The sequence below is a fragment of the Streptomyces sp. NPDC047880 genome (assembly GCF_040706515.1).
GTDB lineage: Bacteria > Actinomycetota > Actinomycetes > Streptomycetales > Streptomycetaceae > Streptomyces.
This window is the reverse complement of record NZ_JBEZOK010000001.1, coordinates 562,360-587,892: the sequence shown is the minus strand read 5'-3', so window position 1 is coordinate 587,892 and position 25,533 is coordinate 562,360. Positions and strand designations below refer to the sequence as shown.

Annotated in this window: 21 protein-coding genes, 1 tRNA gene and 1 pseudogene; 13 read left to right on the top strand and 10 right to left on the bottom strand. The window is 72.6% G+C overall.

The features are described 5' to 3' along the window. Nucleotides 1-191: 191 nt before the first annotated feature. The 3 genes from AB0937_RS02870 to ettA are packed head-to-tail and all read right to left on the bottom strand — an operon-like array spanning nt 192 to nt 2,941. Nucleotides 192-860, bottom strand: coding sequence for a hypothetical protein (locus AB0937_RS02870; protein ID WP_366709151.1), 669 nt, complete (start codon nt 858-860; stop codon nt 192-194). Next, nucleotides 857-1,270: a thioesterase family protein gene (locus tag AB0937_RS02865; protein WP_362233024.1), complete on the bottom strand. Its 414-nt coding sequence runs from the start codon at nt 1,268-1,270 to the stop codon at nt 857-859. Before AB0937_RS02865 ends, AB0937_RS02870 begins: the two co-directional genes overlap by 4 nt. A gap of 6 nt (nt 1,271-1,276) precedes the next feature. Then, on the bottom strand, nt 1,277-2,941 hold the full coding sequence (gene ettA, locus AB0937_RS02860) for an energy-dependent translational throttle protein EttA (protein ID WP_366709150.1): 1,665 nt from the start codon (nt 2,939-2,941) through the stop codon (nt 1,277-1,279). A 367-nt stretch (nt 2,942-3,308) separates the two neighbouring features. Here ettA and AB0937_RS02855 point away from each other — a divergent pair, with 367 nt between their 5' ends. After that, nucleotides 3,309-3,710: a DUF4234 domain-containing protein gene (locus AB0937_RS02855; protein ID WP_366709149.1), complete on the top strand. Its 402-nt coding sequence runs from the start codon at nt 3,309-3,311 to the stop codon at nt 3,708-3,710. Between the two features lie 54 nt (nt 3,711-3,764). Here AB0937_RS02855 and AB0937_RS02850 read toward each other — a convergent pair whose 3' ends face one another. From AB0937_RS02850 to AB0937_RS02835, 4 genes are all read right to left on the bottom strand, one after another. Continuing rightward, on the bottom strand, nt 3,765-5,174 hold the full coding sequence (locus AB0937_RS02850; RefSeq protein ID WP_366709148.1) for a Cys-Gln thioester bond-forming surface protein: 1,410 nt from the start codon (nt 5,172-5,174) through the stop codon (nt 3,765-3,767). Between the two features lie 278 nt (nt 5,175-5,452). After that, nucleotides 5,453-5,917 carry a single-stranded DNA-binding protein gene (locus AB0937_RS02845; RefSeq protein WP_366709147.1) on the bottom strand — a complete coding sequence of 155 codons (465 nt, stop codon included), beginning with the start codon at nt 5,915-5,917 and terminating at the stop codon, nt 5,453-5,455. Between the two features lie 391 nt (nt 5,918-6,308). Continuing rightward, the gene (locus AB0937_RS02840) at nt 6,309-8,129 is read right to left on the bottom strand and encodes a YfjP family GTPase (RefSeq protein ID WP_366709146.1); all 1,821 of its coding nucleotides are present in this window, start codon (nt 8,127-8,129) and stop codon (nt 6,309-6,311) included. A 3-nt stretch (nt 8,130-8,132) separates the two neighbouring features. Further along, a complete protein-coding gene (locus tag AB0937_RS02835; protein WP_366709145.1) occupies nt 8,133-9,740 on the bottom strand; it encodes a dynamin family protein in 1,608 nt (535 codons plus the stop codon). Nucleotides 9,741-10,061: 321 nt separating this feature from the next. On the opposite strand from AB0937_RS02835, the gene AB0937_RS02830 reads away from it, so the two are divergent. Beyond that, nucleotides 10,062-10,134: transfer RNA gene (locus AB0937_RS02830), tRNA-Arg, on the top strand. A 144-nt stretch (nt 10,135-10,278) separates the two neighbouring features. Here AB0937_RS02830 and AB0937_RS02825 read toward each other — a convergent pair. From AB0937_RS02825 to AB0937_RS02815, 3 genes and pseudogenes are all read right to left on the bottom strand, one after another. After that, complete coding sequence (locus AB0937_RS02825; protein ID WP_366709144.1) at nt 10,279-11,055, bottom strand: hypothetical protein; 777 nt, start codon at nt 11,053-11,055, stop codon at nt 10,279-10,281. Further along, nucleotides 11,052-11,327, bottom strand: a complete 276-nt coding sequence (locus AB0937_RS02820; protein WP_366709143.1) for a hypothetical protein — start codon at nt 11,325-11,327, stop codon at nt 11,052-11,054. The genes AB0937_RS02825 and AB0937_RS02820 overlap by 4 nt, the downstream gene beginning before the upstream one ends. 401 nt (nt 11,328-11,728) lie before the next feature. Further along, a pseudogene (locus AB0937_RS02815) lies at nt 11,729-11,932 on the bottom strand (hypothetical protein); the annotation flags it as partial. Nucleotides 11,933-12,178: 246 nt separating this feature from the next. On the opposite strand from AB0937_RS02815, the gene AB0937_RS02810 reads away from it, so the two are divergent. The 11 genes from AB0937_RS02810 to AB0937_RS02760 all read left to right on the top strand — a co-directional run bounded on the left by AB0937_RS02810 (nt 12,179) and on the right by AB0937_RS02760 (nt 25,526). After that, nucleotides 12,179-13,546, top strand: coding sequence for a cytochrome P450 (locus AB0937_RS02810; protein ID WP_366709142.1), 1,368 nt, complete (start codon nt 12,179-12,181; stop codon nt 13,544-13,546). Nucleotides 13,547-13,705: 159 nt separating this feature from the next. After that, nucleotides 13,706-13,987, top strand: a complete 282-nt coding sequence (locus AB0937_RS02805) for a hypothetical protein (RefSeq protein WP_366709141.1) — start codon at nt 13,706-13,708, stop codon at nt 13,985-13,987. Nucleotides 13,988-13,997: 10 nt separating this feature from the next. After that, a complete protein-coding gene (locus AB0937_RS02800) occupies nt 13,998-14,837 on the top strand; it encodes a hypothetical protein (RefSeq protein WP_366709140.1) in 840 nt (279 codons plus the stop codon). Between the two features lie 670 nt (nt 14,838-15,507). After that, a complete protein-coding gene (locus tag AB0937_RS02795) occupies nt 15,508-16,671 on the top strand; it encodes a glycosyltransferase family 4 protein (protein WP_366709139.1) in 1,164 nt (387 codons plus the stop codon). Further along, nucleotides 16,668-18,092 (top strand): sugar transferase, encoded by a 1,425-nt coding sequence (locus AB0937_RS02790; RefSeq protein WP_366709138.1) that lies wholly within the window; start codon nt 16,668-16,670, stop codon nt 18,090-18,092. Before AB0937_RS02795 ends, AB0937_RS02790 begins: the two co-directional genes overlap by 4 nt. 6 nt (nt 18,093-18,098) lie before the next feature. Then, nucleotides 18,099-19,442 (top strand): O-antigen ligase family protein, encoded by a 1,344-nt coding sequence (locus AB0937_RS02785; protein WP_366709137.1) that lies wholly within the window; start codon nt 18,099-18,101, stop codon nt 19,440-19,442. 770 nt (nt 19,443-20,212) lie between these two features. Next, nucleotides 20,213-21,790, top strand: a complete 1,578-nt coding sequence (locus tag AB0937_RS02780; RefSeq protein WP_366709136.1) for a lipid II flippase MurJ — start codon at nt 20,213-20,215, stop codon at nt 21,788-21,790. A 133-nt stretch (nt 21,791-21,923) separates the two neighbouring features. Further along, nucleotides 21,924-22,616 carry a polysaccharide deacetylase family protein gene (locus AB0937_RS02775; RefSeq protein WP_366709332.1) on the top strand — a complete coding sequence of 231 codons (693 nt, stop codon included), beginning with the start codon at nt 21,924-21,926 and terminating at the stop codon, nt 22,614-22,616. Then, nucleotides 22,613-23,764, top strand: coding sequence for a glycosyltransferase (locus AB0937_RS02770; RefSeq protein WP_366709135.1), 1,152 nt, complete (start codon nt 22,613-22,615; stop codon nt 23,762-23,764). Before AB0937_RS02775 ends, AB0937_RS02770 begins: the two co-directional genes overlap by 4 nt. Further along, nucleotides 23,761-24,426 (top strand): lipopolysaccharide biosynthesis protein, encoded by a 666-nt coding sequence (locus AB0937_RS02765; RefSeq protein ID WP_366709134.1) that lies wholly within the window; start codon nt 23,761-23,763, stop codon nt 24,424-24,426. The genes AB0937_RS02770 and AB0937_RS02765 overlap by 4 nt, the downstream gene beginning before the upstream one ends. After that, entirely contained in the window at nt 24,423-25,526 is a 1,104-nt protein-coding gene (locus tag AB0937_RS02760; protein WP_366709133.1) for a GNAT family N-acetyltransferase, read from the top strand. The genes AB0937_RS02765 and AB0937_RS02760 overlap by 4 nt, the downstream gene beginning before the upstream one ends. Nucleotides 25,527-25,533 lie beyond the last annotated feature (7 nt).

Genomic DNA, 25,533 nt, shown 5'->3' with positions numbered 1-25,533 from the left:
CGTCGGCACGTTTCCAGGAAGCACCGCTCAGCGGACGCTGACACCTACGGCACGTTCCGGGGGCTGCTCAGCGGGCTCTGACGCCGTCGGCACGTTTCCAGGAAGCACCGCTCAGCGGACGCTGACACCTACGGCACGTTCCGGGGGCTGCTCAGCGGGCTCTGACGCCGTCGGCACGTTCCGGGGGCTGCTCAGCGGACGCTGACGTCCAGGGCCCCGAGGCCGGCGCGGCGTACGGCGACGGACCCGTACGGCGTGCGCAGCCTCAGCCACGCGCCCGACGAGAACAGCCCCAGCGGCACCCCCGGCCGCAGGAAGCCGAGGGACTGCGCCGCGTGCACGGCCCGGACGGGCAGCCGGGTGTCCCCGACCGTACGGGACCAGACGTCCCGCCCGATCCGGTCCAGTTCGGCCCGCGTCCGCCCCTCGGGCGGCAACTCCTGCGTACGCGAACGGAATTCGGCGACGACGGCGGCCACCAGCTCACGCAGCGCGTCCGGCGCCGGCAGCCCCTGCTCGGCCCGCCAGCCGCTCCGGGGCGGCAGCACACCCGCCCACGGAGGCCCGGTCACCGCGCCCGGCACGACGGCCGTGCAGGCCTTCTCGTCCACCGTCTCCAGGAACTCACCGGCGGACACGGTCACGTCCAGCGTGACCTCCAGCCCCTTCTCGTACGGCTTCGCCAGCCGCACCGCCCGCACGGCGAGCACCTCGAAGGACGGCGGCCGCCCGAAGACGGCCAGTGCGGTGCCCGCGGCCTGCAGACGCACCGCGGCCCCACGGTCGTAGTGGAGCAGCCGGGAGAGGAAGGCGGCGAGATCGGCCGCCTCCCTCTCGTCGGCGAGGTGGAGCACCGTCATGCGGCGACGGCCTCCTCCTCGGCGTCATCCATGTACTCGCGCAGGAACTCCCGCTCCTCGGCGGTGATCCGGCGCGGGCGCTGGGCCTCGAAGTCGAACGGCACGATCACCGTCGAGGCCCGCACGTAGACCTGGTCGTCGTCCTTCACCTCGTAGGTGAGGGTGAAGGACGCGGCCCTTATCTCCGTGACCCACAGCTCGATGTCGACCGGGTGGTGCCGGTGGACGAGCTGCCGCTTGTAGTCGATCTCATGGCGTGCCACCACGGACCCCTGCTTGAAGTCCTTCTCCGGGCGGAACAGGAAGTCGATACGGGCCTCCTCCAGGTAACGGAGGAACACCACGTTGTTGACGTGGCCGTACGCGTCCATGTCCGCCCAGCGCAGCGGGCAGCGGTAGAGGTGCCGCAAGATCGATCAGCCCCGGGTCAGCTTCTTGTAGGTGGCGCGGTGCGGACGGGCGGCGTCCGGGCCGAGCCGCTCGATCTTGTTCTTCTCGTACGACTCGAAGTTGCCCTCGAACCAGAACCACTTGGACTCACCCTCGTAGGCGAGGATGTGCGTGGCGACGCGGTCCAGGAACCACCGGTCGTGGGAGACGACGACGGCGCAGCCGGGGAACTCCAGCAGCGCGTTCTCCAGGCTGGAGAGCGTCTCGACGTCGAGGTCGTTGGTCGGCTCGTCGAGGAGCAGCAGGTTGCCGCCCTGCTTGAGGGTGAGCGCGAGGTTCAGCCGGTTGCGCTCACCGCCGGAGAGCACGCCGGCCGGCTTCTGCTGGTCCGGGCCCTTGAAGCCGAAGGCCGAGACGTACGCGCGCGACGGCATCTCGACCTGGCCGACGTTGATGTAGTCGAGCTCATCGCTGACGACGGCCCACAGCGTCTTCTTGGGGTCGATGTTCTCGCGGCTCTGGTCGACGTAGGAGATCTTGACGGTGTCGCCGACCTTGATGGCGCCGGAGTCCGGCTCCTCGATGCCCTGGATCATCTTGAACAGGGTGGTCTTGCCGGCGCCGTTCGGGCCGATGATGCCGACGATGCCGTTGCGCGGCAGCGTGAAGCTGAGGTCGTCGATCAGCAGCTTCTCGCCGAAGCCCTTGGTGAGGTTGCTGACCTCGACGACGACGTTGCCGAGGCGCGGGCCCGGCGGGATCTGGATCTCCTCGAAGTCCAGCTTCCGCATCTTGTCGGCCTCGGCGGCCATCTCCTCGTAGCGGGCCAGACGCGCCTTGGACTTGGCCTGCCGCCCCTTGGCGTTGGACCGCACCCACTCCAGCTCTTCCTTGAGCCGCTTCTGCCGCTTGGCGTCCTTCTGGCCCTCGACCTTGAGGCGGGCGGCCTTGGTCTCGAGGTACTTGGAGTAGTTGCCCTCGTAGGGGTAGAGGCGACCGCGGTCGACCTCGCAGATCCACTGGGCGACGTTGTCGAGGAAGTACCGGTCGTGGGTGACCGCGACGACGGTGCCCGGGTACTTGGCGAGGTGCTGCTCCAGCCAGTTCACCGACTCGGCGTCGAGGTGGTTGGTGGGCTCGTCGAGCAGCAGCAGGTCGGGCTGCTCCAGCAGCAGCTTGCACAGCGCGACGCGGCGGCGCTCACCACCGGACAGGTTGGTGACGGGCCAGTCGCCGGGCGGGCAGCCCAGGGCGTCCATGGCCTGCTCCAGCTGGGCGTCCAGGTCCCACGCGTTGGCGTGGTCGAGGTCCTCCTGGAGCTTGCCCATCTCCTCCATGAGCTCGTCGGTGTAGTCGGTCGCCATCTGCTCGGCGATCTCGTTGAACCGGTCGAGCTTGCCCTTGATCCCGGCGACGCCCTCCTGGACGTTCTCCAGGACGGTCTTGTCCTCGGTCAGCGGGGGCTCCTGGAGCAGGATGCCGACGGTGTAACCGGGAGTGAGGAAGGCGTCCCCGTTGGACGGCTGCTCGATGCCGGCCATGATCTTCAGGATCGTCGACTTGCCGGCGCCGTTCGGGCCGACGACGCCGATCTTCGCTCCCGGGAGGAAGCTCGTCGTCACGTCGTCGAGGATCACCTTGTCGCCGTGCGCTTTGCGCGCCTTGCGCATGGTGTAAATGAACTCAGCCAAGAGAAACCGTCCGGCAGCTTGAAACTGGCAGTGGGCAGATACACCCCATCTTGCCGTACCGCCACCCCTGGGTGGAAACGCGTATGACCGGGGGCGGCTGACCTGGTTCTTTGTGAGGGACGGCTGGGACTCGCCTGTCACTGCCGGTCGCCGTCGGCCGGCTTCGATCGTCCTTGTGCGGCCCAGCGACGGCCCGCGGGCGATCACCAGGCCGCCCACAACGGGATGGCGCTTCGCCACTGCCGCGTGACTGCTCCGCACCCCCGCCCGCATGTCGCGACCCGCTGACCTGCGACTTCAGGTCTTGGGCCGCACCCCGCGCGCCCCCGCGCCGACCGTGATGAACTGGACATATGGGAGGTATGTCATGTCAGGTCGCGCTGGAAGAACCCGGAACATCTTTCTCGTCTGGCTCATTTGGCCGCTGATCACGCTGGGCATCTATCACCTGGTCTGGTACTACAAGATCAATCGCGAGGCCCGGGACTTCGATGACCGGATCGAGGTCAATCCGGCCATGGCGGTCGTGGCCATCACCCTCGGCTGGCTGCTGATCGTTCCCCCCTTCATCTCGGTCTACAACACCGGTCTGCGCATCGCCCGCATGGAGCGGTCCGCCGGGATGGAGCAGGAGTGCAACCCCTGGATCGGCCTGATCCTCTTCATCGTGGCCGGTCTGTATCCGCTCTACTACCAGCACGAGTTGAACCAGATCTGGGGTCACTACCAGATCCCGGCAGAGGGCGAGCAGGTGCCTCTCGCCGCGTGACGTGCACCGCGACCGGGCAAGGGCCCCCGGGGAAGCGAACGGCGTTCGCCCCGGTCACTCCCCCGCCGTCTGGTCCCTGCGTCGCAGCACGATCAACGTCGCCCCGCCGATCACGACCAGGCCGATGGCCACGCCCACGATCATGGGAGTGATGGCCGAGCCGCCGGTTTCGGCGAGGTTGGTGTCCGTGGCCGTGCCGCCCACCGTCGCCGGGCTGGGTTCGCTCAGGGTCTGGGTAGTGGTGCCGGTGTCGCTGCCGCGGGTCAGGCAGTCCAGCAGACCGGTGAAGCGCTTCTCGAAGCCGCCCGGGCCGTGGATGGTGAAGTCGTAGGACTGGTCCTCCTGGAGCGGGACCGTCACCGTGCGGGACTCGCCCGCGGCGATGGTGTGCTGCAGACCGGCCAGTTCGAAGGTGAACGGCTCGTCGCCCTTGTTGGACGCGATGATGTCGACGCCGCCCTCGGCGCAGTTCTTCGCCGCCGACAGCGCCGGGACCGGGCCCTGCTTCGCCCACGCCGCCCCGGCCGTCGCGGACACCGTCGACTCACTGGAACCGGCCAGGATCTGCGTCTGGCTGCGGCCCTCGGAGGCGAAGGCCCGGCCGACCGGCACGGTGGTCGAGGCCTGCACGGTCAGTTCCGCGGTGCCCGCCGCCGCGTCCTCCGGCACATCGAAGAACACCTGGCCGCCGTCGGTCGTGGAGGTGACGGCCCTGCCCTGCTTGTCGACGACCCGCACCCCGCTCGTGGCGGCGTCCGCGGGCGGGGTGACCGTCGCGGCGCCTCCGTTGGTGCGCACCGTCACCGGCCCGAGCAGCTCCCCCGGACGGCCGGAGACCGCGGGGGGTTCGAGGGTGAGGGAGGCCCGGGGCTCGGGCAGGTTGCGGGCATGCTTCTCCAGGTAGTCCGCGAGCTGCTCGGCCTGCGGATCGAGGGCGTCGACGGCCGCCTCGTCCGAGTGGCGCCAGATCGCCACCTGCGTACCGGCCGCCGCGTCCTGCTCGGTCAGCGGGCCCCGGACGCCCGCCTTGCGCGCCAGCGTCGCGAGGTCGTTCACCTGCGGGTAGGAGTTCTGCAGGATCCAACGGATCTTGCCGGCGTCCTTGTTGGCGCCCAGGGACGTGCTGCTCCAGGGCGTCTCGTGGTACTTGGCGTCCCGCTGCGTGGGGCTGTGGAGATCGACGCAGTACGTCTGCAGCATGCCGCCGCCGTCGACGGACATCTCGAACAGGCCCGCCGGGATGTCCTGGTCGCCGGTGCCGGCGTGTATCACTGCCGCGCCGAATGTCTTGAGGCCGCCTATCGTCGCGGACGCTCCGCCCTGACTCTGCGTCGTCTCGTCGGCGACCGCCCGGCCGGCACCGGCCAGCCCGCCCGCGGCGACCAGCCCGGACACCACCGTCGCGGTGGCGAGGCGGGCCGCGCCTCGCCTGTGTACGAACAGCTCAGAGAACGAAGCAAACACCAAATTCCCCTTCGAGCAGGACCCGTTGACGTGGGGGGACGGTCCCACCTGCAGAATCAGAGGCCTCACCGGACACAAGTGTCCCGAGAGCCATGTCCGGCATCCTAGGGACGCGGGGGACGCCGCCCGCCAGTCAGACGGTCGGACGAGTGATCCGACTCGGAATCGTTATCGCCAAGATCCCCGGCGAGCAGGGCTTATCGACAAATCCACCCCTGGTCATCGGTGCGCACTCGCCGATAAGCCGCAGTTCGGGCAGCGTCAGCCGGTGACTGACGTCACGTCAGAGCAGGCGCTGGTGCTGCGGGTTGAGCCGGTTGTGACGCACCCTCGGGAGGCGTTTCCCAATGGGGCTCGGGTTGTGGCGACGACGGGGCTGTCTCCGCCTTGCCCGCGCGCCTGAAGGCAGCAGTGCCCCACGCCAGATCGTGACCGATCGCGACGGCGTCGATGTCCGCCGACGTCCAGCTCTGCCCCTCGCGCACATCGGTCCGCACCTTCAGCCTGCCCTGCACGATCACGGGCTCACCGACCGTCAGCGACGCCGCCGTGTTCGTGGCCAGCTGGCGGTTGGCCCACACCGTGAAGAAGTTGGTGTGCCCGTCGGTCCACGTGTTCTTCTCACGGTCCCAGTAGCGCGCGGTCACCGCCAGCCGGAACCTCGCCGACGGGCCGGACGCCATCTCCCGGTACACCGGCTGCGTCGCCACCCTGCCCACCGCGCAGACCATCGTCTCGTTCATCGCGAACCCTCCCTCGCCCGGTCAGCGGCAACGCACCGGGCCGACATGCGTACGGGCCCGTCCCGTACGGCTGCGTCTTCCAGACTGCCGTCGTCGGGCCGGGCCCGCTGAGCGCTGTGGATCCCCGCTGACCTGTGGACAACGCCGTCACCCACAGGAGTGACGGGGGGCGGCGGCAGAGGAGCGGGCACGGCGCCGGCGGCCCGTCACAGCCCCGGAAGCCACCGCCCCACCGCCACGGCACCACCCCACCCGGCGCCCCACCGTCGAAGCACCACCCCACCCGGCGCCCCACCGCCGCAGCACCACCCCACCCGGCGCCCCACCGCCGCAGCACGGCCCAACGTCGCAGCACCGCCCCACCGTCGCCGCAGGCAATAGCCCCGGCACCTCACCGCCCCGCACCCACCACCCTCCCGTACTGCTCCCGGACCTCCTGGTAACGCAGCAGCTCCGCCGCCACCGGGTCCAGTACCCGGGCCCTGCCGCAGCCGGACGCCGCCTCCCGCAATCGGCGTTCCGCCTCCAGGCCGTAGCGCCGGGCCGGGCCACGGGCCGCCATCCGGCAGCTCCACTCGATGAGCGGGCCGCCCACGATGCCGATCACCATCAGCAGCACCGGCACCCCCAGGTTGGGCGCCATGACCCCGATGATCTGGCCCAGCAGCCACAACCCGCCCAGGAACTGCACGATCGTCATGGACGCCTGGACCAGCACGGCCAACGGCCACCACCCGGGCCGCGGCGGCCGCCCCGCCGGCACTCCGGCACGCGCGGTCAGCTCGTCCAGCGCCTCGGGCAGCCCCTGAGAGCCGCGGACGGCGGCCTCGCGCACCGCCTGCGCCCAGGGTGCGGGCAGCCCGGCCGAGGCCCGGTCGGCCACGGTCCGCACCGCCTGCTCGACCCGCTGACGGGCGGTGGCCTCCTCGTCGGCCTGTGTGCGTGAGGGGAGCCGGCTCGTGGTGGGCTCGCCCCGGTCCTGGTACCAGCGCCACAGCCGCAGCCAGGGCGTGCCACAGGCGCGGTTGGCGTTGCGCAGCCACGCCCGCTCGGCCGCCTCGCCCGCCGCCGTGGCGCCCACCGCGTCCGCGAGCCGGTCGGAGAACTCCTCCCGGGCCTGTTCACTGAGCCCGGTCCGCCGCTGGGTGGCGTAGAGGGGCCACAACCGGGCCGCGGCCATGTCCACGTCGGCCGAGATACGACGGTTCGGCGCCCCTCGCTCGGAGACGAACTGACCGAGGGCCTCCCGCAGTTCGCCCATGCCGTCCCCGGTGAGCGCGGACAGCGCGAGCACGGTCGTGCCCGGTTCGCCGTACTCCCCGAGGGCGATGCCGTCCTCGTCCAGGAGCCGCCGCAGGTCGTCGAGGACCTGCTCGGCGGCCTCCCCGGGCAGCCGGTCGATCTGGTTGAGGACGACGAACATGACCTCGGCGTGCGCCGCCATGGGCCGCAGATAGCGCTCGTGCAGGACGGCGTCGGCGTACTTCTCCGGGTCCACCACCCAGATGACCGCGTCGACCAGCCCCAGGATGCGGTCCACGTGCCGACGGTGCTGCACGGCGGCCGAGTCGTGGTCGGGCAGGTCGATCAGGACGAGTCCGCTCAGCGGCGACTCGCCGTCCGCGGTCGGCAGCGGCCGGCGGCGCAGCCGGGGCGGGATGCCGAGCCGTTCGATGAGGCCGGCCGCCCCGTCGCTCCAACTGCACGCGATGGGCGCGGCGGTGGTGGGACGGCGTACGCCCGTCTCCGAGATGGTCACCCCGGCGAGCGCGTTGAACAGCTGTGACTTGCCGCTTCCGGTGGCGCCCGCGATGGCCACCACGGTGTGCTGCCCGGAGAGCCTGCGCCGCGCGGTCGCCTCGTCGAGCACCCGGCCGGCCTCGGACAGCGTCCGGCTGTCGAGCCGGGTGCGGGAGAGCCCCACCAGTTCGCGCAGCGCCTCGAGCCGGGCGCGCAGCGGCTCCTCGTGCAGCAGGGGGGTCACCGTCGGCGGGGCGGCGGAACGGCTGTCCGTCATGGGGAACCGGCCTCCTTCGGCTGTCTCGTTGACCCGGCGCGCGATGAGCCCGTCGTCCCAGGCCTCCGCGGAGTCGGTACGCGCCGCACGTTCGCCGTCCGGCGCGCCCGGCTCGGCTGCTCTGCCCGCCTTGTGGGCGTCGTCGTCCGGCTGGTCGGAATGCTCGGTGGGGTCCTGATCAGTGACGGCGGTCACCGGTCACCTCTCCTTCTGCAGTACGGACAGCGCGGAGATGAGTTCGGCCTGGGGCTCGGGGTGGACGTCCAGCGCGTCGAGCGGCGCGAGGCGGCGCTCGCGTTCGGCGTGCAGGACGCGGTCCACGTGCTCGGTGAGCAGCCGCCCGGCCCGGTCGCGCAGTCTGAGCGCGCCGTGGGCGCCGATCCGCTCGGCGAGTCCCTCCCCGGCCATCCGGCCCCGGCGGCCGCCCAGGAGGGCAGTGGCGACCAGGGCGGCGACCAGTTCGGGGTCGGGTGCGAGGTTGCGGTCGAGTTCGCGCACCTCGTCCTCGGCGTGTTCCTCCAGCTCCCGCCGCCATCGCCGTACGGCCAGGCCGATGCGTTGCTTGGCGCTGTCCGCCCCGGAGTCGCGTGCGGCGAGTTCCGGGGCGGCGGACGCCGGTTCGCGCCGCCAGGCGTCGTCGATACGCTCGTCGGCGGCGGTGACGGCGCACAGCAGCAGCGCGCCGAGGCTCTCCACGAGCGCGTCGAGCAGTTCTCCGGCGGTGCAGTCCAGAGGGAAGGCGCGCCACCGCTTGAGCGCGTCGCCGGCGAGTACCGCCCCGCTCTGCAAGCGGCCCCGCACCCGCGCGTGCTCGCTGTCGTACGCCCCTTCGACGGCGGAGGTGAGGCGCAGCGCGGCGGCGTACTGCGCGGCGGCGGCACCGGCCAGTTCGGGCATCCGGGACTTGAGGGAGTCGAGGACGCCGTACGCCGTGCGGGCGAGGACGTGCTGCCGGGCCGCGGGGTCCTGGGCCTGGTGGACCAGCCAGGTGCGCAGCTGGGCGACGGCGGAGGCCGGCAGGAGCCCGCCGCCCCAGGCGGACTCGGGGAGTTCTGGCACGGTGAAGCGGGGCACCTCGCCGAGCCCGGCCTTGGTGAGCAGGGCGCCGTACTGGCGCGACACCTCGTGCACGACCTGGTGGGGCACGCGGTCGAGCACGGTCACCAGGGTGACGTCGTACTCCTTGGCGGTGCGCAGCATGTGCCAGGGGACGGCGTCGGCGTAGCGGGCGGCGGTGGTGACCATGACCCAGATGTCGGCGGCGCAGATGAGTTCGGCGGCCAGGACGCGGTTATCGGAGACCAGCGAGTCGATGTCGGGCGCGTCGAGGAGGGCGAGGCCGGGCGGCAGCGTCTCCGCGGTCTCGACGCGCAGCACGCGCGCGGGGTTCTCGCCGGGGAGCAACAGGTCGTCGGTGGCGTCCTGCTGGGGCACCCACAGGCGGGTGAGATCGGGCAGCACTCTCATCCCGCTGAACCAGTGGTGGTCCTCCGGATGGCAGACCAGCACGGGGGTGCGTGTCGTCGGCCGCAGCACGCCCGCCTCGCTGACCCGCCGTCCCACGAGGGAGTTCACGAGCGTCGATTTCCCGGCTCCGGTGGACCCGCCCACGACGGCCAGAAGCGGCGCTTCGGGCTCCCGCAAGCGGGGCACCAAGTAGTCGTCGAGCTGCGCGAGGAGTTCGTCGCGGTTGGCACGCGCGCGTGGGGCCCCCGCCAGGGGCAGCGGGAAGCGTGCGGCGGCGACACGGTCGCGCAGGGCGGAGAGTGCGTCGAGCAGCTGAGGCCGTACGTCCAAGGTCACCACATGTGAAGAATGCCCAATTTTAGGGGAATTCTGAAGCATATGAGCATGTCTGCGCGCCGACGGAACACAAGGGACGGAAGGGACGACTGGGACACCGGTCCACTCCAGGCATAACGAGTGCACAACACCCGATGCCTGTGACGGCAAAAGCGGTGCACGATTCGTACCTGCCTGCGATTATCAGGACCGCTTCACTGAACCTCCACATCGAGCCACGGAGGCGAAGCAACAGGGACAAGGACGCGGGAGCCCTATCCTTGTCCCCGGCAACGTCACGGATCGGCCCACACCAGGGCACCAGGACAGAGGCCACCACACCCGGCCCCCGTAGCTCAGTGGATAGAGCAGGCGCCTTCTAAGCGCTTGGCCGCAGGTTCGAGTCCTGCCGGGGGCGCTCACACCACTTGACCAGCGGAAACGCTGGTCTCGTCCTTTTTCTCGACCTGTCCACATCGCTATCAGGCCAAGCGCCTTGATCGTCCACGAGCGTGGACACACACCGCCATCGGAGCTGCGGTTCGAGCTGACGGACGCTTGGCTACCGCTCCTCGTCCAGCACTTGGGCAGCCGCGCGTGGGTCCATGAGGTTGGACCACGCCTGTTCGGCCGGGAGCAGGTCCCGCTCGGGCAGGGCGTACTCCGGATACCAGCCCTCAGCCTCGCAGCCGGGGACGTTGCGCAGGATCAGCACGGTCAGGTTCGGCGGTACGGAGCCGGTGATCCGGACGGCGAGGTAGGTCTCGTGGCCGTCGTCCGCCCGCACCTGGAGGCCAAGCGTGAAAGTGTCGAACTCGCGCGTGTGTTCTCGGCCGTCGCGCAGCGTGGCGCGCGCCAGGTCCAGCAGAGTCGCCCGCAGGCGGCGCACGAAGCGGACACCTGCCTCGGCGCGGTACCGGACGTGGTCCTCGCGCGCGGGCAGGAGGTAAGCGGTGTGCGTCGTGGTCTTCAGACCGTCGGAATGTTCCGCGTTGTAGCGCGCACGGGCGGCGCGGCCATCAGCCTCAAGACCTACATAGAAGTCATCGCCCGAGCCGTCCTGTCGCCGACCCGCCGCGACCACCCACGGCAGATCGGCGTCCAGCCATACCGCGCCGCGCCACCGCTGCACCTTGACCTTGAACAGCACCTGGTCGTCCACGGACCGGATGCGTTCGTGCTTGCCGTCCTCGTCCGCGAACTGCTCGGACGCTTTGGCCAGCACCGGGTGGTCGATCTCGTCCAGCGGCGCCGTGACCGGCGGCACCGCGAGGCACAAATCCTCGCGTAAGCAGCGCAGCGTCGGGCGGGCCGGGCGCAGCGGGCTGGGTCCGCTCATTCCTCGATTCCCCCGACCGCGTCGATCTCCTCCGCGGTCAGCCCGGTCAGCAGCATCACATCCGACTTCAGCGATCCATCCAGCACGCTGAGCGCCTCCACCATGCCGGAGCGCAGATCCTCACGGCGCTGCTCCAGATACGCCCGGACCGCCTCGGCCACCAGGTCCTTCTTCGTCAGCCCCAGGAAATGAGCGCCCTGGCTGATCAACTTGTCCGTCGCCGGGTCCACCTTCAGCGGGGACTGGCGTACCGGCTTCGCCGTCGTCGCCATTGTCAACACCTCCGTCGCCATAGTACCTAAATACCTCACAGAGGGTTGCTCCGGCGTCACCGGTGCCGAACGCCCTGGCTCCGGCCGACGGCACGCGCCTTCGCCACCGGAGACGACCATCGAGCAGGCATCCCGGAATCGACAGCAACTTGTCCAGAGCGGCCCGCTTCTCCGTCATGTCGGCGTGCGCGTAGATGTTCGTCGTCACGTCCAGGGCGCTGTGCCCGGCAATGTCCCGGGCGATGTGCGGCGGGCTCCCGAGGCCGAGCAGCTCCATCCACCGCTCTCCGCGGCTTCGCGCTCTTCCGCGCGGCGCTCGACGCGCCGGCGGGGCGCGTCGAGTCACACGGCTGGGAGCGGTACGGGGCGCTCCAAGTGGCGCGTCTTGGGCGCGGTGATCGTCAGCTCTCCGTTGACCCGCTGCAGGGCCGTACGGATCTCCAGCGATCTCCGTCCAGGTCAACGTCCGACCGGTGGAGCCCGAGCAGTTCGCCGCGTCGGAGCCCCAGGTGCCGCTTCTGACCGTTGAACTCGTTCTCCCACAGCCGGGCGATCAAGCCCGTCAGAGCGACCGGGATGCCCATGGCCAGGTCGCGGGTTCTGCCTGCTCGGCTACGGCAACGAGGCGGTAGGGCCGGCCGGAAGGGACACAGAGGGAACGAAGCAGCGCTCGGGTGGTCGGTCTCCCGGCCCCTCGCCGCTGGAGCTCCGGTGCAGCGTTCTCCGCTGGGGGCACTCCTCCTCCCACCCACTCGTCCCACGTGGCACAGGACACGTTCATGACAGGATTGCGCCGGGGAAGGGGCAGGGAAGCCATAGGGGCGCCCATGATTGCCGCGAAGGGATGACCCGTGACGTCCGCTGCGCCTCTCCCCATACCTCGGGCTGCCGGATCGCTACCGTTCATCGGCCACGCGCTGAGAATGCGCGACAACCTCGGCTTCATCGACTCGCTGCGCGACACACGGGAACCGCTCGTCGAGATCGTCCTGCAACCCGGAACGCGCACCGTCGTGGTCCAGGACCCGGCCCTGATCCACCAGATGCTTAAGGCCCTGGCGCCCACTCTCGACAAGGGCCGGCTCTACGACAAGCTGGGCCAGTTGCTGGGCGACAGCGTCGTCACCGCCACCGGCCGGCCTCACGTACGCAAACGCCGCCAGCTGCAACCGGCGTTCGCCCACACCGAGATCAGCCGGTACGTCGACATCATGCGCACCGAGGTCACGGCCACGGTCGCCGGCTGGGAGCGCGGGCGGCCCCTCGACGTACGCGAGGCGATGGTCGGACTCAGCCTCGACATGCTGGCCAAGACGGTGTTCGCCGGCAGCCTCGACGACGCCGTCTTCCGCCGGCTGCGCCGCGACCTGTCGGTGGTGATGAACGGCGTCGGTGTGCGCCTCATGCTGCCCGACTGGGCCGAGCGCCTGCCGTTGCCTTTCAACCGCCGCTTCGACCGGGCCCGGGCCGGCGTACGCGCCACCGTCAACACCGCCGTCGAGGAGTTGCAGGCCTCCGGGCACGACACCGGGGACATGCTCTCCATGTTGCTGCGCGCCGTCGACGAGGAGACAGGCGAGCCGTTGACCGGGCATCAGATCTGCTCCGAGATCCTCACTCTGGCCGTGGCGGGCACCGAGACCACCGCGTCGGTTCTGTCCTGGACCCTGTACGAACTCGCCCGTCACCCCGGCATCGAGGCCCGGGTCCTGGCCGAGCTGGACGAGGTGCTCGGCGAGCGGCCCGTCGCCTTCGACGACATGGCCCGGCTGCCGTACCTGAATCGCGTGATCACCGAGACCCTGCGGCTGCACCACCCCGGCTGGCTGGTCACCCGCCGTACCACCGAGGAGACCCGTCTCGGCGAGTGGACGCTGCCCGCCGGCACCGAACTGGCCTACTGCCAGCACGCCCTGCACCGCGACCCCGAGCGTTTCCCCGATCCGCTCACCTTCGACCCGGACCGGTGGAACGACGCCGCGCAGGAGCCTCCGCCAGGTGCGTTCCTGCCCTTCGGGGACGGCAAGCACAAGTGCATGGGGGACCGCTTCGCCCGCACCGAGATGGTCACGGCGATCGCGACGATGCTGCGTTCGGTACGGCTGGAACTCGCCGAGGGCCAGGCCGTCCGCCAGGTCGCCCGGCTCACCGTACGGCCGCGCGCCCTGCGGATGACCGTCCTCCCCCGGAGCCACCCCCGAGCCGGCGCCCGCCAGTAGCGCATGTCTCTCGGAGGGGCACCCACGGTCCGGCTCAGGCCGGCCGTCCCGACCACCAGTATCACCGGAGAAGAATTCTTAGTTTATGGTCGCAATACACTGAGGGTCCTTCACTCCTTTGCCGCGCATCCGCAGCATTAGTAGTGCGTTATGCCAGGCATGGATCACGAGAACAAGGTGCGGAACTCTGTCTTGCCTGGCAAGCAGTGCCTTCCCGTCCGCCGCAAGACGTGTCCGGCGACGTACTTTCCGCGCGCCGCCATGACCAGCAGCGTCAATCATTCGACGGTTGGGCTCTCGGCCGGCTACGCGCTGCCGCCGCGCCTCCAAGAGGCTGAGCGTGACCTTCGGCGTTTGCTGAACGACCTGATCCGCCTGGAAGACGCTCTCGCCAAGCGTTGGGACGGAAGTAAGGGCGCAGCCGCCGGGCGGGCCAACTGATCTTCCTACCATGTCATTCCAAGCCTATTATCAACCCTCGTCCTCTGCTCGAAACCCGCTGTATCCGGCGGACGACGATCCTGGTCCATACGGAACCCAGAGCCATTGGGACGCGTTCCCTACCGCCTCCAGTGGCTGGGATCCCGCCCAGGAAGTGGCTTACTTGTTGCCCGAGCCGCCCTTCGAACCGCTGGAAGCGGACCCCCTGCGCTACGACCCGGTCTCAGGCGCACCGGTGGCAACCCCGCAGGAGACCACCGCGGAGATGGCTCCGCTCACAGAATCTCGGGTAAGCCATCGCAAGTCGCGGCCGTCGCGCCGCGCTGGTGGCTTTCGAGCAGCCAGTGTGAGCCTGGGCGTACTGATTGCGCTGACCGCGTCCTCGGTCAGTCTCCTCGGAGCGGTGATGGCCTACGAACCGCTCGTGCTGGCCGCTGTCTTCGGCCAGGGGAAGACCCCCGCTGCCTGGTGGCCCCTGCTCGTGTACGGCCCCTACGCGGTGGGCGCCCTGTCAGTGGTGCGAGCGGCACTGCACCGGCGACGTGCCTTCCATTCCTGGGCCGTGGTGCTGCTGTTCTCGATGCTGGCGATGTTGCTCTGTGTCTTCCAAACCCCCCGCGGCATCGGTGCCATGGCAGTCGCGGCGCTGCCCGGTCTGGCGTCGCTGGTCTGCTTCCAGCAGGCCGCCCGCCAGATCACTCTCACCCGCCCACCGCGACGCGCGTTCCCCCGGCACCGGCACGGCCTCTCCCCGCACACCGCTCACAAGGCCGGTGCCCTCAACGGGCCTGCTCACACCCCCCGCGCCGGCGCGATTCCCTCTCCACGCGCGGCAACCATCCAGCGCTAAGCCGCTTCTTGCGGTTCACCACGCCGACCGGATGAAGACGGAGGCGACGTGGAGTCCGGCGGGGTGGACGGCCGCTCGGCGCAGGGCGACTGAAGGCGCCGGTCGTGGTCGCCGATGCCGGCCACGGCGTCAGCACGCTCTTCCGGCTCGGTCCGAGGTGGCGAGTGCCGGCCCCTGTCCTGGCGCTGACCGTGAAGGAAGTCGCCCGCCCGGAGATGGCCCGGACGCACCAGCCCGCTCATGGCGGGCCCGGTTCGCCGACGGTTGCCCCGCTGCCGCCCACCGCCGGCCGTACCGGTCCTCGCCTCGGAGGTCGGTGCCGACCGGTTCACCGAGATGGCCCGGCGCCGCGGCAGCAAGGGCGCGGTGACCGAACGGTTCGCCCGGCCGGCAAGCGAAGCCGCGAGAAGGACAAGCCCGTTGAGACTCACGTCAAAGGACTCGCGGTCACGCGCACCTCGCATGTGCCTCGCTCGCTCTTTCGATCGGCCACCCCAGGGGGGGAGCACGTTCGGCCCCGCCCAGCCGTGCGGTGGTGACCGGTGGGCGTCCGGCTCGTTGGCCAGCGGGACGCGGTGTGCGCCAGCGCGCTCCGCGGCGCCGTCGGCACCCGGCAGCCAGGCGCGTTCCCGCCGTCCCGAGCGCCGTCCCTGAGCGAGGAAAACCGCGCATGCACGTGTCACCGACCGACCCTCCGCCACGGGTCCTGCACCTCACCCAGCCCGTGGACGGCGGCGTCGCGCGCGTCGTGACGGACCTGGTGGGCGCCCAACTCGCCGACGGCCTGCGCGTCACCGTCGCCTGCCCCGACAGCCTCTTCGCGGCCCGGCTGGGGGAACTCGGCGCGGACGTACGGCACTGGGCGGCGACGCGCGCACCGGGAGGCTCCACCGTCGCGGAAACACGCCGGCTGGCCCGGATCGTCGCGGAGGTGAGTCCCGAACTGGTGCACGCGCACAGCGCGAAGGCCGGCTTGGCCGGGCGGCTCGCGCTGCGCGGCCGGATCCCGACGGTGTTCCAGCCGCACGCCTGGTCGTTCGAGGCGGTCGGCGGCACGGCCGCGGCCCTCGCGCGCGGCTGGGAGCGGTGGGGCGCCGGCTGGACGGCCCGGGTGGTGTGCGTGAGCGAGGCCGAGCGCCGGCTCGGTGAGGCGGCCGGGGTCCGTGGGCGGTGGCGCGTCGTGCCCAACGGCATCGACGTCGAACGCTTCCGTCCCGCCGACGCCGACGCCGTACGGGCGGCCCTGCTGCCGCACACCGGCCCGCGAGGGCCGCTCGTGGTGTGCGTGGGGCGGCTGTGCCGGCAGAAGGGTCAGGACGTCCTGCTGACGGCGTGGGAGTCGGTGCTGCGGCGGGTGCCCGGGGCGCGGCTGGTGCTGGTCGGCGACGGCCCCGACCACAGTCGGCTGCGGGCCCTGGCACCCCCGTCCGTGCGGTTCGCGGGGGACGTCGCCGACGTCGTGCCCTGGCACCAGGCGGCGGACCTGGTCGTGCTGCCCTCGCGCTGGGAGGGCATGGCCCTGGCCCCGCTGGAGGCCATGGCATGCGGGCGGCCGGTGGTGGTGACGGACGTGGGCGGGGCCCGGGAGAGCCTGCCGCCCGGGCTCGTGCCGCACTGCCTCGTTCCCGCCCTCGCCCCGGCGGCCCTGGCCGGGGCCGTGGCCGGTCTGCTGCTCGATGCGCCGCTGCGGCGATCCCTCGGCGACCAGGGACGCCGGCATGTCCTGTCCACGCACGACGTGCGCCGCACGGCCCGGGCGGTCGCGGACGTGTACCGCGAACTCCTGGGCGCGCGCGCCGAGTCCACCGAGCGCAGGGAGTCAGTCGTCTCGTGACCGCGGAAAGCACCGTCCCCCCTCCCACCGGGCAGCCCCGCCTGCTCGGACGCCCGTCCGTGTCGCTGCTGCCGTCGCGCGGCACCGCGGCGGGCTTCCGTGTCCCCGAGCGGCGCCCCCCGGGCCGGGCCGTGTCACCGCTGCCGCTTCTCGCCGCCGACGGTACGGCCGCCGTACTGGGCGGTTTGGCGCTGTCCGGTACCCAGCGCCACCCGCTGCTGCTGGCGGTGCTGGTGACCGCGTCGCTGCTGCTGCACTCCCACCGGCCCGCCCGGCTGCCCACGCTGCTCGACGAACTGCCCGCCGTCAGCGGACGGATCGCGGTGGCCTGGCTGGCGCTCGGGGCGTTCACGGCGGCCTGCGTGCCGCGGCACACGCTGTCCCTGCCCACCCTGGCAACCGGGATGCTGCTCCAGACGGCGGCCTGCTGCGCCGGGCGCGCCGCCGTACACGCCTACCGGCGGGCCGAACTGCTCCATCAGCCGCAGGCCGCGCTGGTGGTCGGCCCGGCCGCGACCGCGCAGCGCGTGGCCGCCGCCGTCCTGCGCCACCCCCGCTACGGGGTGCGGCCGGTGGGGGTCGTCACCGACGAACCCGACGGCGGCGCGGGACTGCCCGTGCTGACCACGGGCGAGGAGGTGCAGCGGGCGGTCGTCCAGAACGGGGTGCGCGAGGTGCTGGCCGTGCGCACCTCCGCACGGACCTCACAGGGACCGCTGCTGCGGGCGCTGGCCGAGTCGGGCTGCACGGTGTGGGAGATCGACCCCGACGTGCCCTCCAACTGGCCGGGGGACCGGCTCGCCGGCTTCCCCTGCCGTCGCCTCGACCTCGGGACGCGGCCGCGCGGCAGCGCCGGCAAACGGGCCCTGGACGTCGTGGCGTCCGGCGCGCTGCTCCTGCTGACCGGCCCGCTGCTGCTGGTGTGCGCGGTGGTGCTGCGGCTGACCGGCGGGCCGGGGGTCGTCTTCCGGCAGGAGCGCATCGGCAAGGACGGCCGGCCCTTCACGCTGCTGAAGTTCCGCACCCACCGCCCGGCCGACGAGAACGAGTCGGCGACCCGGTGGAGCGTGGCGGGCGACCGCCGGATGCCCTGGTTCTGCCGGTTCCTGCGCCGCACCTCCCTCGACGAACTGCTCCAGCTGTGGAACGTCCTGCGCGGCGACATGAGCCTGGTCGGCCCGCGCCCCGAACGCCCCTACTTCGTCGCGCAGTTCGGCCAGATCTACCCGGGCTACGCCGCACGCCACCGGGTCCGGGCCGGCGTCACGGGCCTGTCCCAGGTGCACGGGCTGCGCGGCGACACCTCGATCGAGGACCGGGCCCGGTTCGACAACGCGTACATCGACGACTGGTCGTTGTGGCAGGACGTCTGCATCCTGCTGCGCACGGCGGCGGCGCTCGTGCGTCCGACAGGGAGCTGACCGCGCATGACCCGGGTCGGGGCGTACGCGCCCGTACTTCCCCTGCTGGCCGTGGTCGTCCTGCTCGCCCTGCCCCTGGGGCCGGGCGGGGAGGGCGGCGCCGGCCCGGCGGACGCCGTGTCCGCGCTGGTCGTGCTGTACTGCGCGATCCGTCTCGTCCGGGACCGCAAGCGGCCCCTGTCCATCATGGCGGCCCTGGTGCTGGGACTGCCGGTGCTGGGGGTCACCGTCGCGGCGGCCGGGGCACTGTCGCCGGGCGAGGGGCTCATCGGCTTCGGCCGTTATCTGCAGGTCTTCGTGCTGGTGCCGCTGGCCGTGCTGCTGCTCCTGCGGGACCGGGACGATTTCCGGCTGCTGGCGTGGTCGTTCGTGGGGCTGGCGGTGTGGCAGGGGGCCGTCGGCGTGCACCAGTACGCGACCGCGACCGGCGCCTCCTATCAAGGCCGCCCGGTGCGGGCCGTGGGGACGTTCGGGGCGCAGGACGTGATGGGCATGGCCACGGTCGTCTCCCTCGGTCTGGTCTGCGCGGCGGGTCTCGCGCTGGGCAGTGCGCCGGTGCGCCATCGGTTGACCGCCCTCGCCTGCGTGTTACTGCTGCTGCCGCCGCTGGCGGTGTCGTTCAGCCGCGGGGCGTGGATCGCGACGGCGGTGACGTGTCTGGTGCAACTGCTGCTGTCCGGGCTGCGCCGGGCGCTGTCGGCCGCGGCCGTGGTGGTCGCGGCGAGCGTGATCCTGGTGGGCGGTTTCGGCGTCGGTACGGCGATGCTGCAGGAGCGGGTCAGCAGCATCACGCAGGTCGCCGACGCACCCGACCAGTCGGTGACCGACCGGTACACCATGTGGGCGGCTGCGAGGGGCATGTGGGGCGAGCACCCGCTGGCCGGCGTCGGCCTGAAGGGCTTCCCCGAACACCGCGACGGGCACGCCTCGCTGGCCCTGTCCGCGGGCAGCGACACCGAGGGCGCGGGGGAGGCCTTCCGCAAGCAGCCGCTGCTGTCCCCGCACAACATGTACCTGCTGGTCCTGGCCGAGCAGGGGCTGATCGGCCTGCTGGCCATGGCGGGCAGCTGGCTGGCCCTGCTGCTGTGCGCGGTGCGCGCCCTGTGGCGCACCCGCCGCACGGCCGGACCCGGCCTGGACTGCGGCCTGGTCGCTTCCGGCCTCCTGGTGTGGCAGCTGACCGACTTCGCCTACGCCGACATCGGCGGCAGGTCGACGGTCCTGACGGCGATGTGCTTCGGGCTGGCGGCGTGGTGGGGGCTGTCGGACCGGACGGGCCTCGCCGCGACCGGACCGGCCGTCGCCGCGCCGGACGCCCGGGGCGCGGTGCAGGAGGCGCCGACACGATGACGGTCATGCCAGAACAGACGGGTCCGGGCGGGGGAACGGGGCTCCCGGGGCCGGCGCCCGCGACCTCGGGCCCCTCGGCGGTGCCCCGCATTCTGGCGGCCGGGCGGCCCCGAGAAGCCTCATCCGCTGATCCGGCCCCGGCTGCCGGACCGACTCCGGCCACCGGACCGGCTCCGGCCACCGGACCGGCTCCGGCCACGCGACCGACTCCGGGGGCCGGACCAACTCCGGCCACCGAACCGGCTTCGTCGGCCACCGATCCGACTTCGGGTGCCGGACCAACTCCAGCCACCCGACCGACTCCGGCCACCGGACCGGCTTCGTCGGCCACCGACCCGACTTCGGGTGCCGGACCAACTCCAGCCACCCGACCGACTCCAGCCACCGGACCGGCTTCGGTTGCCGGACCGACTCCAGCCACCGGACCGGCTTCGGTTGCCGGACCGGCTTCGGCCACCGACGGAGTACCGCCTCCCGAAGGGCTGGACTTCCCCACCGTGTCGAACGGGCCCGGTACTTCGGCCGGTACGGCGCCGGGCCCGTCTGCCCGGCGTCGCGCCTCCGGCGATGCCGCACCACCTGGCCGCGAGGCGTCACACTCATCCGGACCGGCGCCCGTCGCCGAGGTATCAGCCCAACCCGCGACGGCCCCCGCACCAGAGGCATCACCCGCGGCCGAGCTGCCGATCACCCCTCTTCCGTCACTGGTCGGGGCGTCGTCCGCACCCGAGACGCCCCCCGCCCCGGAGACCGGGGCCTCTCCCCGGCTCGTGGACGCGCCCGTCACCCGTGGGTTCCTCGCCCGGGCCGCCCTGCTCACCGCCGTGCTGTCGGCGGCGGGGGCCCTGCTCGGGCTGGTGCGGGACCAGACGCTGGCACGGATGTTCGGGGCCGGGAGTGCGACGGACGCGTTCCTCGTGGCGTGGACCGTGCCGGAGTTCGCCGCCACGCTGCTCATCGAGGACGGACTGGCGATCGCCCTGATCCCGGCCTTCAGCATGGCACTGGCCCGGCGGGCCGGGGGCGCGGCAGGGGACCCCGTCCGGTCGCTGGTGGCACACACACTGCCCCGGCTGGCCCTGGCCTTCGCCGCCGTGGGCGCGCTCCTGGCCGTCCTCGCGCCACAGGTGGTCGGGGTCCTGGCCCCGGGCCTGCCCGACCCCGGGCTCGCGGTCGACTGCACCCGGCTCACCGCCACTTGTGTGCTGTCGTTCGGACTCGCCGGCTACTGCAGCGCGGCCCTGCGCGCCCACCGCAGGTTCCTCGCTCCGGCGGCGATCTACGTCGCGTACAACACCGGCATCATCACGGCCGTGCTCGTGCTGGGCGGACAGTGGGGCGTGCGGGCGGCGGCGGCCGGCGTGGCGATCGGCGGCTGTCTCATGGCGCTGGTGCAGCTGCCGGTGCTGTGGCGGGAGTTGCGTCACAAGGGCGTGCGGGTCACGCAGCCGGCCGGCGGGGCGGGCGACGAGCGGGCGATGGGTGTCGCGCTGCTGGCCGCGGTCCTGCTGTTCGCACTGTGCCGCCAGGCCCAGGTGCTGATCGAGCGGTTTCTCGGCTCCACACTGCCCGCCGGTGCCATCTCTCGCCTCAACTACGCGCAGAAGATCACCCAGATCCCGATGACGCTCTCGCTGATGCTGTGCACGGTCACGTTCCCGGTGGTCGCCCGGGCCTTGGCCGAGGGGGACACCGAGCGGGCCCGCGACCGGGTCGAGCGCGACCTCGCACTGGCCGCCTCGATGGTGCTGGCCGGCTGGGCGGTGGTCGTGGCCTGCGCACCACAGATCGTCGAACTGCTGCTCCAGCGGGGCGCGTTCACCGCCCAGGACACCGCGGCGACGGCCGGGGTGATGCGCGTCTACGCCCTCGGTCTCCTCGCGCACACTCTGGTAGGGGCCCTGATCCGCTCGTACTTCTCGGCCGGGCGGGTCAGCTGGTTCCCGCTCGGCGCGATGGCCGCGGGCCTGGCCGTCACCGCGGTGGCGGGCGTCTGGGCGGTGGGGCCGTGGGGTGTGCGGGGGATCGCCGCCGCCAACGCGGGCGGCATTACCGTCACGGCCGTACTCCTCCTCGCCGGGCTGGCCGGGCGCGGTGTCCCGATCCGCACCCGGCGGGTCTGGGCCCAGCTGGCCCGGCCGGTGGGCGCGGCGGTGCCCGCGACGCTCGCCGGTGCCTGGGCGGCGGGCCGGTCCGGCTCCCCGCTGCTCGCCCTCGCCGCCGGTGCCGTCACCGTCGCCGCGGTCTTCCTCCCGCTCGGCCGCGCCCTGGGCGACCAGGGCTGCGTCACCGCGCTGCAGTCCCTCCGTTCCGTCTCACGAAGGCTCCCTCATGGCCACACCCGTTGACTCCCCCGACGCCGGATCCGACGCCGGCGCCCAGACCGACGCCGACGCCCGGACCGGCCCCGGCGCCCGGACCCGCACCGACGCGCACACCGGCCCCGGCGCCCGGACGTCCGGCCCGGCACTGTTCGTGGCGATGTACCACTCCGTCGGCGACCCCACGGACGACCCGTACCGCGTGACGGTCTCGCCCGAGCGGCTGGACCAGCAGCTGGGCTGGCTGCGGCGGCGCGGTCTGCGCGGGGTGTCCATGACCGATCTGCTGGCCGCCCGGGCAAGGGGCGCGGGCCGCGGCCTGGTCGGGCTCACCTTCGACGACGGGTACGCCGACTTCGTCGCCGAGGCTCTGCCCGTGCTGCGCCGGCACGACTGCGGCGCCACCCTGTTCGTGCTGCCGGGCCGGCTCGGCGGCGACAACGCCTGGGACCCGCTGGGCCCGCGCAAGCGGCTGCTGACCGCCGAGGGCGTACGGCAGGCCGCGGCCGAGGGCATCGAGATCGGCTCGCACGGCCTGACCCACGTCGACCTGACCAAGGCCGACGACGTCACGCTGAGGTCGGAGACCGAGGGCAGCAGGACCGTGCTCGCGGAGCTGACGGGCGCCGCGCCCGCCGGTTTCTGCTACCCGTACGGCACCCTCGACGCCCGGGCCGTCGAGGCGGTACGGGAGGCGGGTTACACCTACGGCTGCGCGATCGACCCCGGTCCGCTCGGCGGCCCGCACGCCCTGCCCCGGGTGCACATCGGCCAGAACGACACCGGCGTACGGCTGTTCCTGAAGTACCGGCTGCACCGGCTGCGCCGCCGAGCCGTCCAGGAGCCGCGGTGAGGGCCCTGCACATCATCACCGGCCTCGGCGTGGGCGGCGCCGAGCAGCAACTGCGGCTGCTGCTGCGGCACCTGCCCGTCGACTGCGACGTGGTGACGCTGACCAACCCGGGCGCGGTCGCAGCCGGGCTCGCCGCCGACGGGGTGCGCGTGCACCACCTCGGGATGGCGGGCAACCGCGATCTGGCCGCCGTGCCCCGGCTGGTGCGCCTCATCCGACAGGGCGGCTACCAGCTCGTGCACACCCACCTGTACCGCGCGTGTCTCTACGGCCGGATCGCCGCGCGTCTCGCGGGGGTCAAGGCGGTCGTCGCCACCGAGCATTCCCTGGGCGACTCGCAGATGGAGGGCCGGCCCCTGAACGCCGGAGTGCGTGCCCTGTACCTGGCGGGCGAGCGGTTCGGCCGGACAACGGTCGCCGTGTCCCCCACGGTCGCCGAGCGGCTCGAGCGCTGGGGCGTGCCCGGGCCCCGCATCGAGGTCGTGCCCAACGGCATCGACGTGGCCCGCTTCCGCTACGACCCGGCCCGCCGCGCCGAGACCCGCCGCCGGCTGGGCCTGCCGGACGACGCGTACGTCGTCGGCGCGGTCGGCCGCCTCGCCCCCGGCAAGCGCTTCGGGACGCTGATCCGGGCGCTTGCCCACCTGCCCGCCGACCACCGGCTGCTGCTGGTCGGCGCCGGCCCGGAGGAGGACGTGCTGCGCCGCACCGCCCGGGCGGCCGGGGTCGCCGACCGGGTGCTGTTCACCGGCGAACGCCCCTACGTCCCGGACGGCACGCCCGGCCCCGACCTGCCGTCGCTGACCTCCGCGATGGACGTCCTGGCCTCCCCGTCCAAGGAGGAGGCGTTCGGCCTGGCCGTCGTGGAGGCACTGGCGGCCGGACTGCCGGTGCTCTACGCCTCCTGCCCGGCCCTGCAGGACCTGCCCGCGTCCGCCGCGCCCACCGCCCGGCACGTCACCGGCGGCCCGGACGCGTACGCCCGGGCCCTGGCGGACGTACGCCGTCAGGGGCCCGGTCCGCGCACGGTGCCCGAGGCCGCCAGCCACTACTGCATCACCCGCAGCGCCGCACGGCTCATGGACGTCTATGCCGCCGCGGTCTCCCGTCCCCTGTCCGTCCCGTCCCAGGAAGCCCGCACCTCATGACCGACACCCCCGCACGGCAGCACCGCCAGGTCTCCGCCCTCACCCGGTCCCTGCCCTCCTGGTCCCTGCCCTCCTGGTCCCTGCTCGCGGCCGGGGCCGTGGCAGGCGGTCTGCTCGGCGGCGGCTACGGACTGGTCCGGACACCCGAGTACACGGCGACCAGCTATGTCGTGGCCGTGCCGACGGCGAAGTCCGACACCGCCACCGCCCTCGGTTTCGCCCAGGCCTACGGCCGGGTCGCCACGCAGCTCGCGGTGCTCGGGGACGCGCAGGTGCGGGCCGGCGTCCCCGTGGCGACCCTGCGGCGCGGTGTCCGCACCGCGACCTCGCCGGACGCGCCGATGGTGTCGGTCACGGCGACCTCCGATCGCCCGGAGCTGGCCGCCGGCATGGCCAACGCCGTGGCCCGGGCGCTGACCCGGCACGCCGAGGACGCCGAGCCGTCCACCCACGTCGAACTGCGGCAGTTCGCCCGCGCGGTGAACCCGGACGAGCCGTCCTCGGCGTCCGCCGGGGTGACCGGCCTGGTCGGGGCGAGCGCGGGCGGGCTGCTGGGCGGGCTGGCGCTGCTGGCCCGGCCGCGGCGGGCCGGCGCAGGCCCCGGCCGTCCGGCCTCCGTGCCCGGTCCGGCCTTCGCCGCCGACACGCAGCGGCAGCTGTGACGTACCGCGCCGAACTGGTCACCGACGAGCGGGGCTTCGCGGGCCTGGCCGGCGACTGGAACCGGCTGTACCGGCACTGCGCCTGCGCCACCCCGTTCCAGAGCCACGCCTGGCTGCACTCGTGGTGGCGGTCCTACGGCCACCACGCCCGGCTGCGGCTGGTGCTGGTGCGCGCCGCGAGCGGTGAACTGGCCGCGGCGGCCCCGCTGATGCGCGTACGGCATCCACTGCCGGCGCTGGTGCCGCTCGGCGGGGCCATCTCCGACTACGGGGACGTCCTGCTGGCCGACGAGCACGGCGACGAGCCGCTGACGGTGTTGTCCGACGCGCTGTCGGACGCCGCCCGCGGCGCGCTGATCGACCTGCGCGAGGTACGGCCGGGCGGGGCGGCCGAGCGGCTCTACGAGCAGTGGCCCGGGTCGCGGCGGCGGATGGACGACTCGGTGTGCCTGGAACTGCCGGCCGCGCCCATGGGCGAACTGCTGGCCCGGCTGCCGACGAAGACCCAGCAGCGGCTGCGCGCCAAGCTGCGCAAGCTGGACGCGCTCGGCGTCCAGCGCCACGTCGTGGCCCCGGACGAGGTCGAGGCCGCCCTGGTGCGGCTGCTGGAGCTGCACCGGTTGCAGTGGGAGGGGCGGAAGGTGACGTCGGAGCACCTGCGGCCGAGGTTCCGCGAGCACCTGGTGCGGGCGGTCGGCGCGATGGTGCGCTCCGGGGACGCGGTGGTGACCGAGTTCCGGCTCGACGACGAGGTCGTGGCGGTCGACGTGACGCTGCTCTCGCTCCGCCTCGCGGGCGGCTACCTGTACGGCGCGCACCCGGTGCTGCGCGAGCGCAAGGCCGATGTGGCGGCGATGCTGCTGGACTCGACGGCCACCCACGTCAAGGACGGCACACCCGGCACGCTCAGCCTGCTGCGCGGCAACGAGCCCTACAAGCACCACTGGCGTCCGCGTGCGGTGGTGAACCAGCGCCTGCTGCTGGCCCGCCGGCACTCGGCGCCCCTGCTGGCCGCGGCGCTGTGCGACGCGGCGGCACGCCGGCACGGCAAGGAACTGCTGCGCGGACCGCGCGAGCGCGACCGCGGCGGCCGGCCCTGACCGGGCC

Coding starts and splice junctions, on each gene's coding strand:
- AB0937_RS02765 (WP_366709134.1), top strand. CDS start 23,761: ATGACCGACACCCCCGCACGGCAGCACCGCCAGGTCTCCGCCCTCACC.
- AB0937_RS02855 (WP_366709149.1), top strand. CDS start 3,309: ATGTCAGGTCGCGCTGGAAGAACCCGGAACATCTTTCTCGTCTGGCTC.
- AB0937_RS02795 (WP_366709139.1), top strand. CDS start 15,508: ATGCACGTGTCACCGACCGACCCTCCGCCACGGGTCCTGCACCTCACC.
- AB0937_RS02800 (WP_366709140.1), top strand. CDS start 13,998: ATGTCATTCCAAGCCTATTATCAACCCTCGTCCTCTGCTCGAAACCCG.
- AB0937_RS02785 (WP_366709137.1), top strand. CDS start 18,099: ATGACCCGGGTCGGGGCGTACGCGCCCGTACTTCCCCTGCTGGCCGTG.
- AB0937_RS02805 (WP_366709141.1), top strand. CDS start 13,706: ATGGATCACGAGAACAAGGTGCGGAACTCTGTCTTGCCTGGCAAGCAG.
- AB0937_RS02825 (WP_366709144.1), bottom strand. CDS start 11,055: ATGAGCGGACCCAGCCCGCTGCGCCCGGCCCGCCCGACGCTGCGCTGC.
- AB0937_RS02775 (WP_366709332.1), top strand. CDS start 21,924: ATGTACCACTCCGTCGGCGACCCCACGGACGACCCGTACCGCGTGACG.
- AB0937_RS02870 (WP_366709151.1), bottom strand. CDS start 860: ATGACGGTGCTCCACCTCGCCGACGAGAGGGAGGCGGCCGATCTCGCC.
- AB0937_RS02820 (WP_366709143.1), bottom strand. CDS start 11,327: ATGGCGACGACGGCGAAGCCGGTACGCCAGTCCCCGCTGAAGGTGGAC.
- AB0937_RS02845 (WP_366709147.1), bottom strand. CDS start 5,917: ATGAACGAGACGATGGTCTGCGCGGTGGGCAGGGTGGCGACGCAGCCG.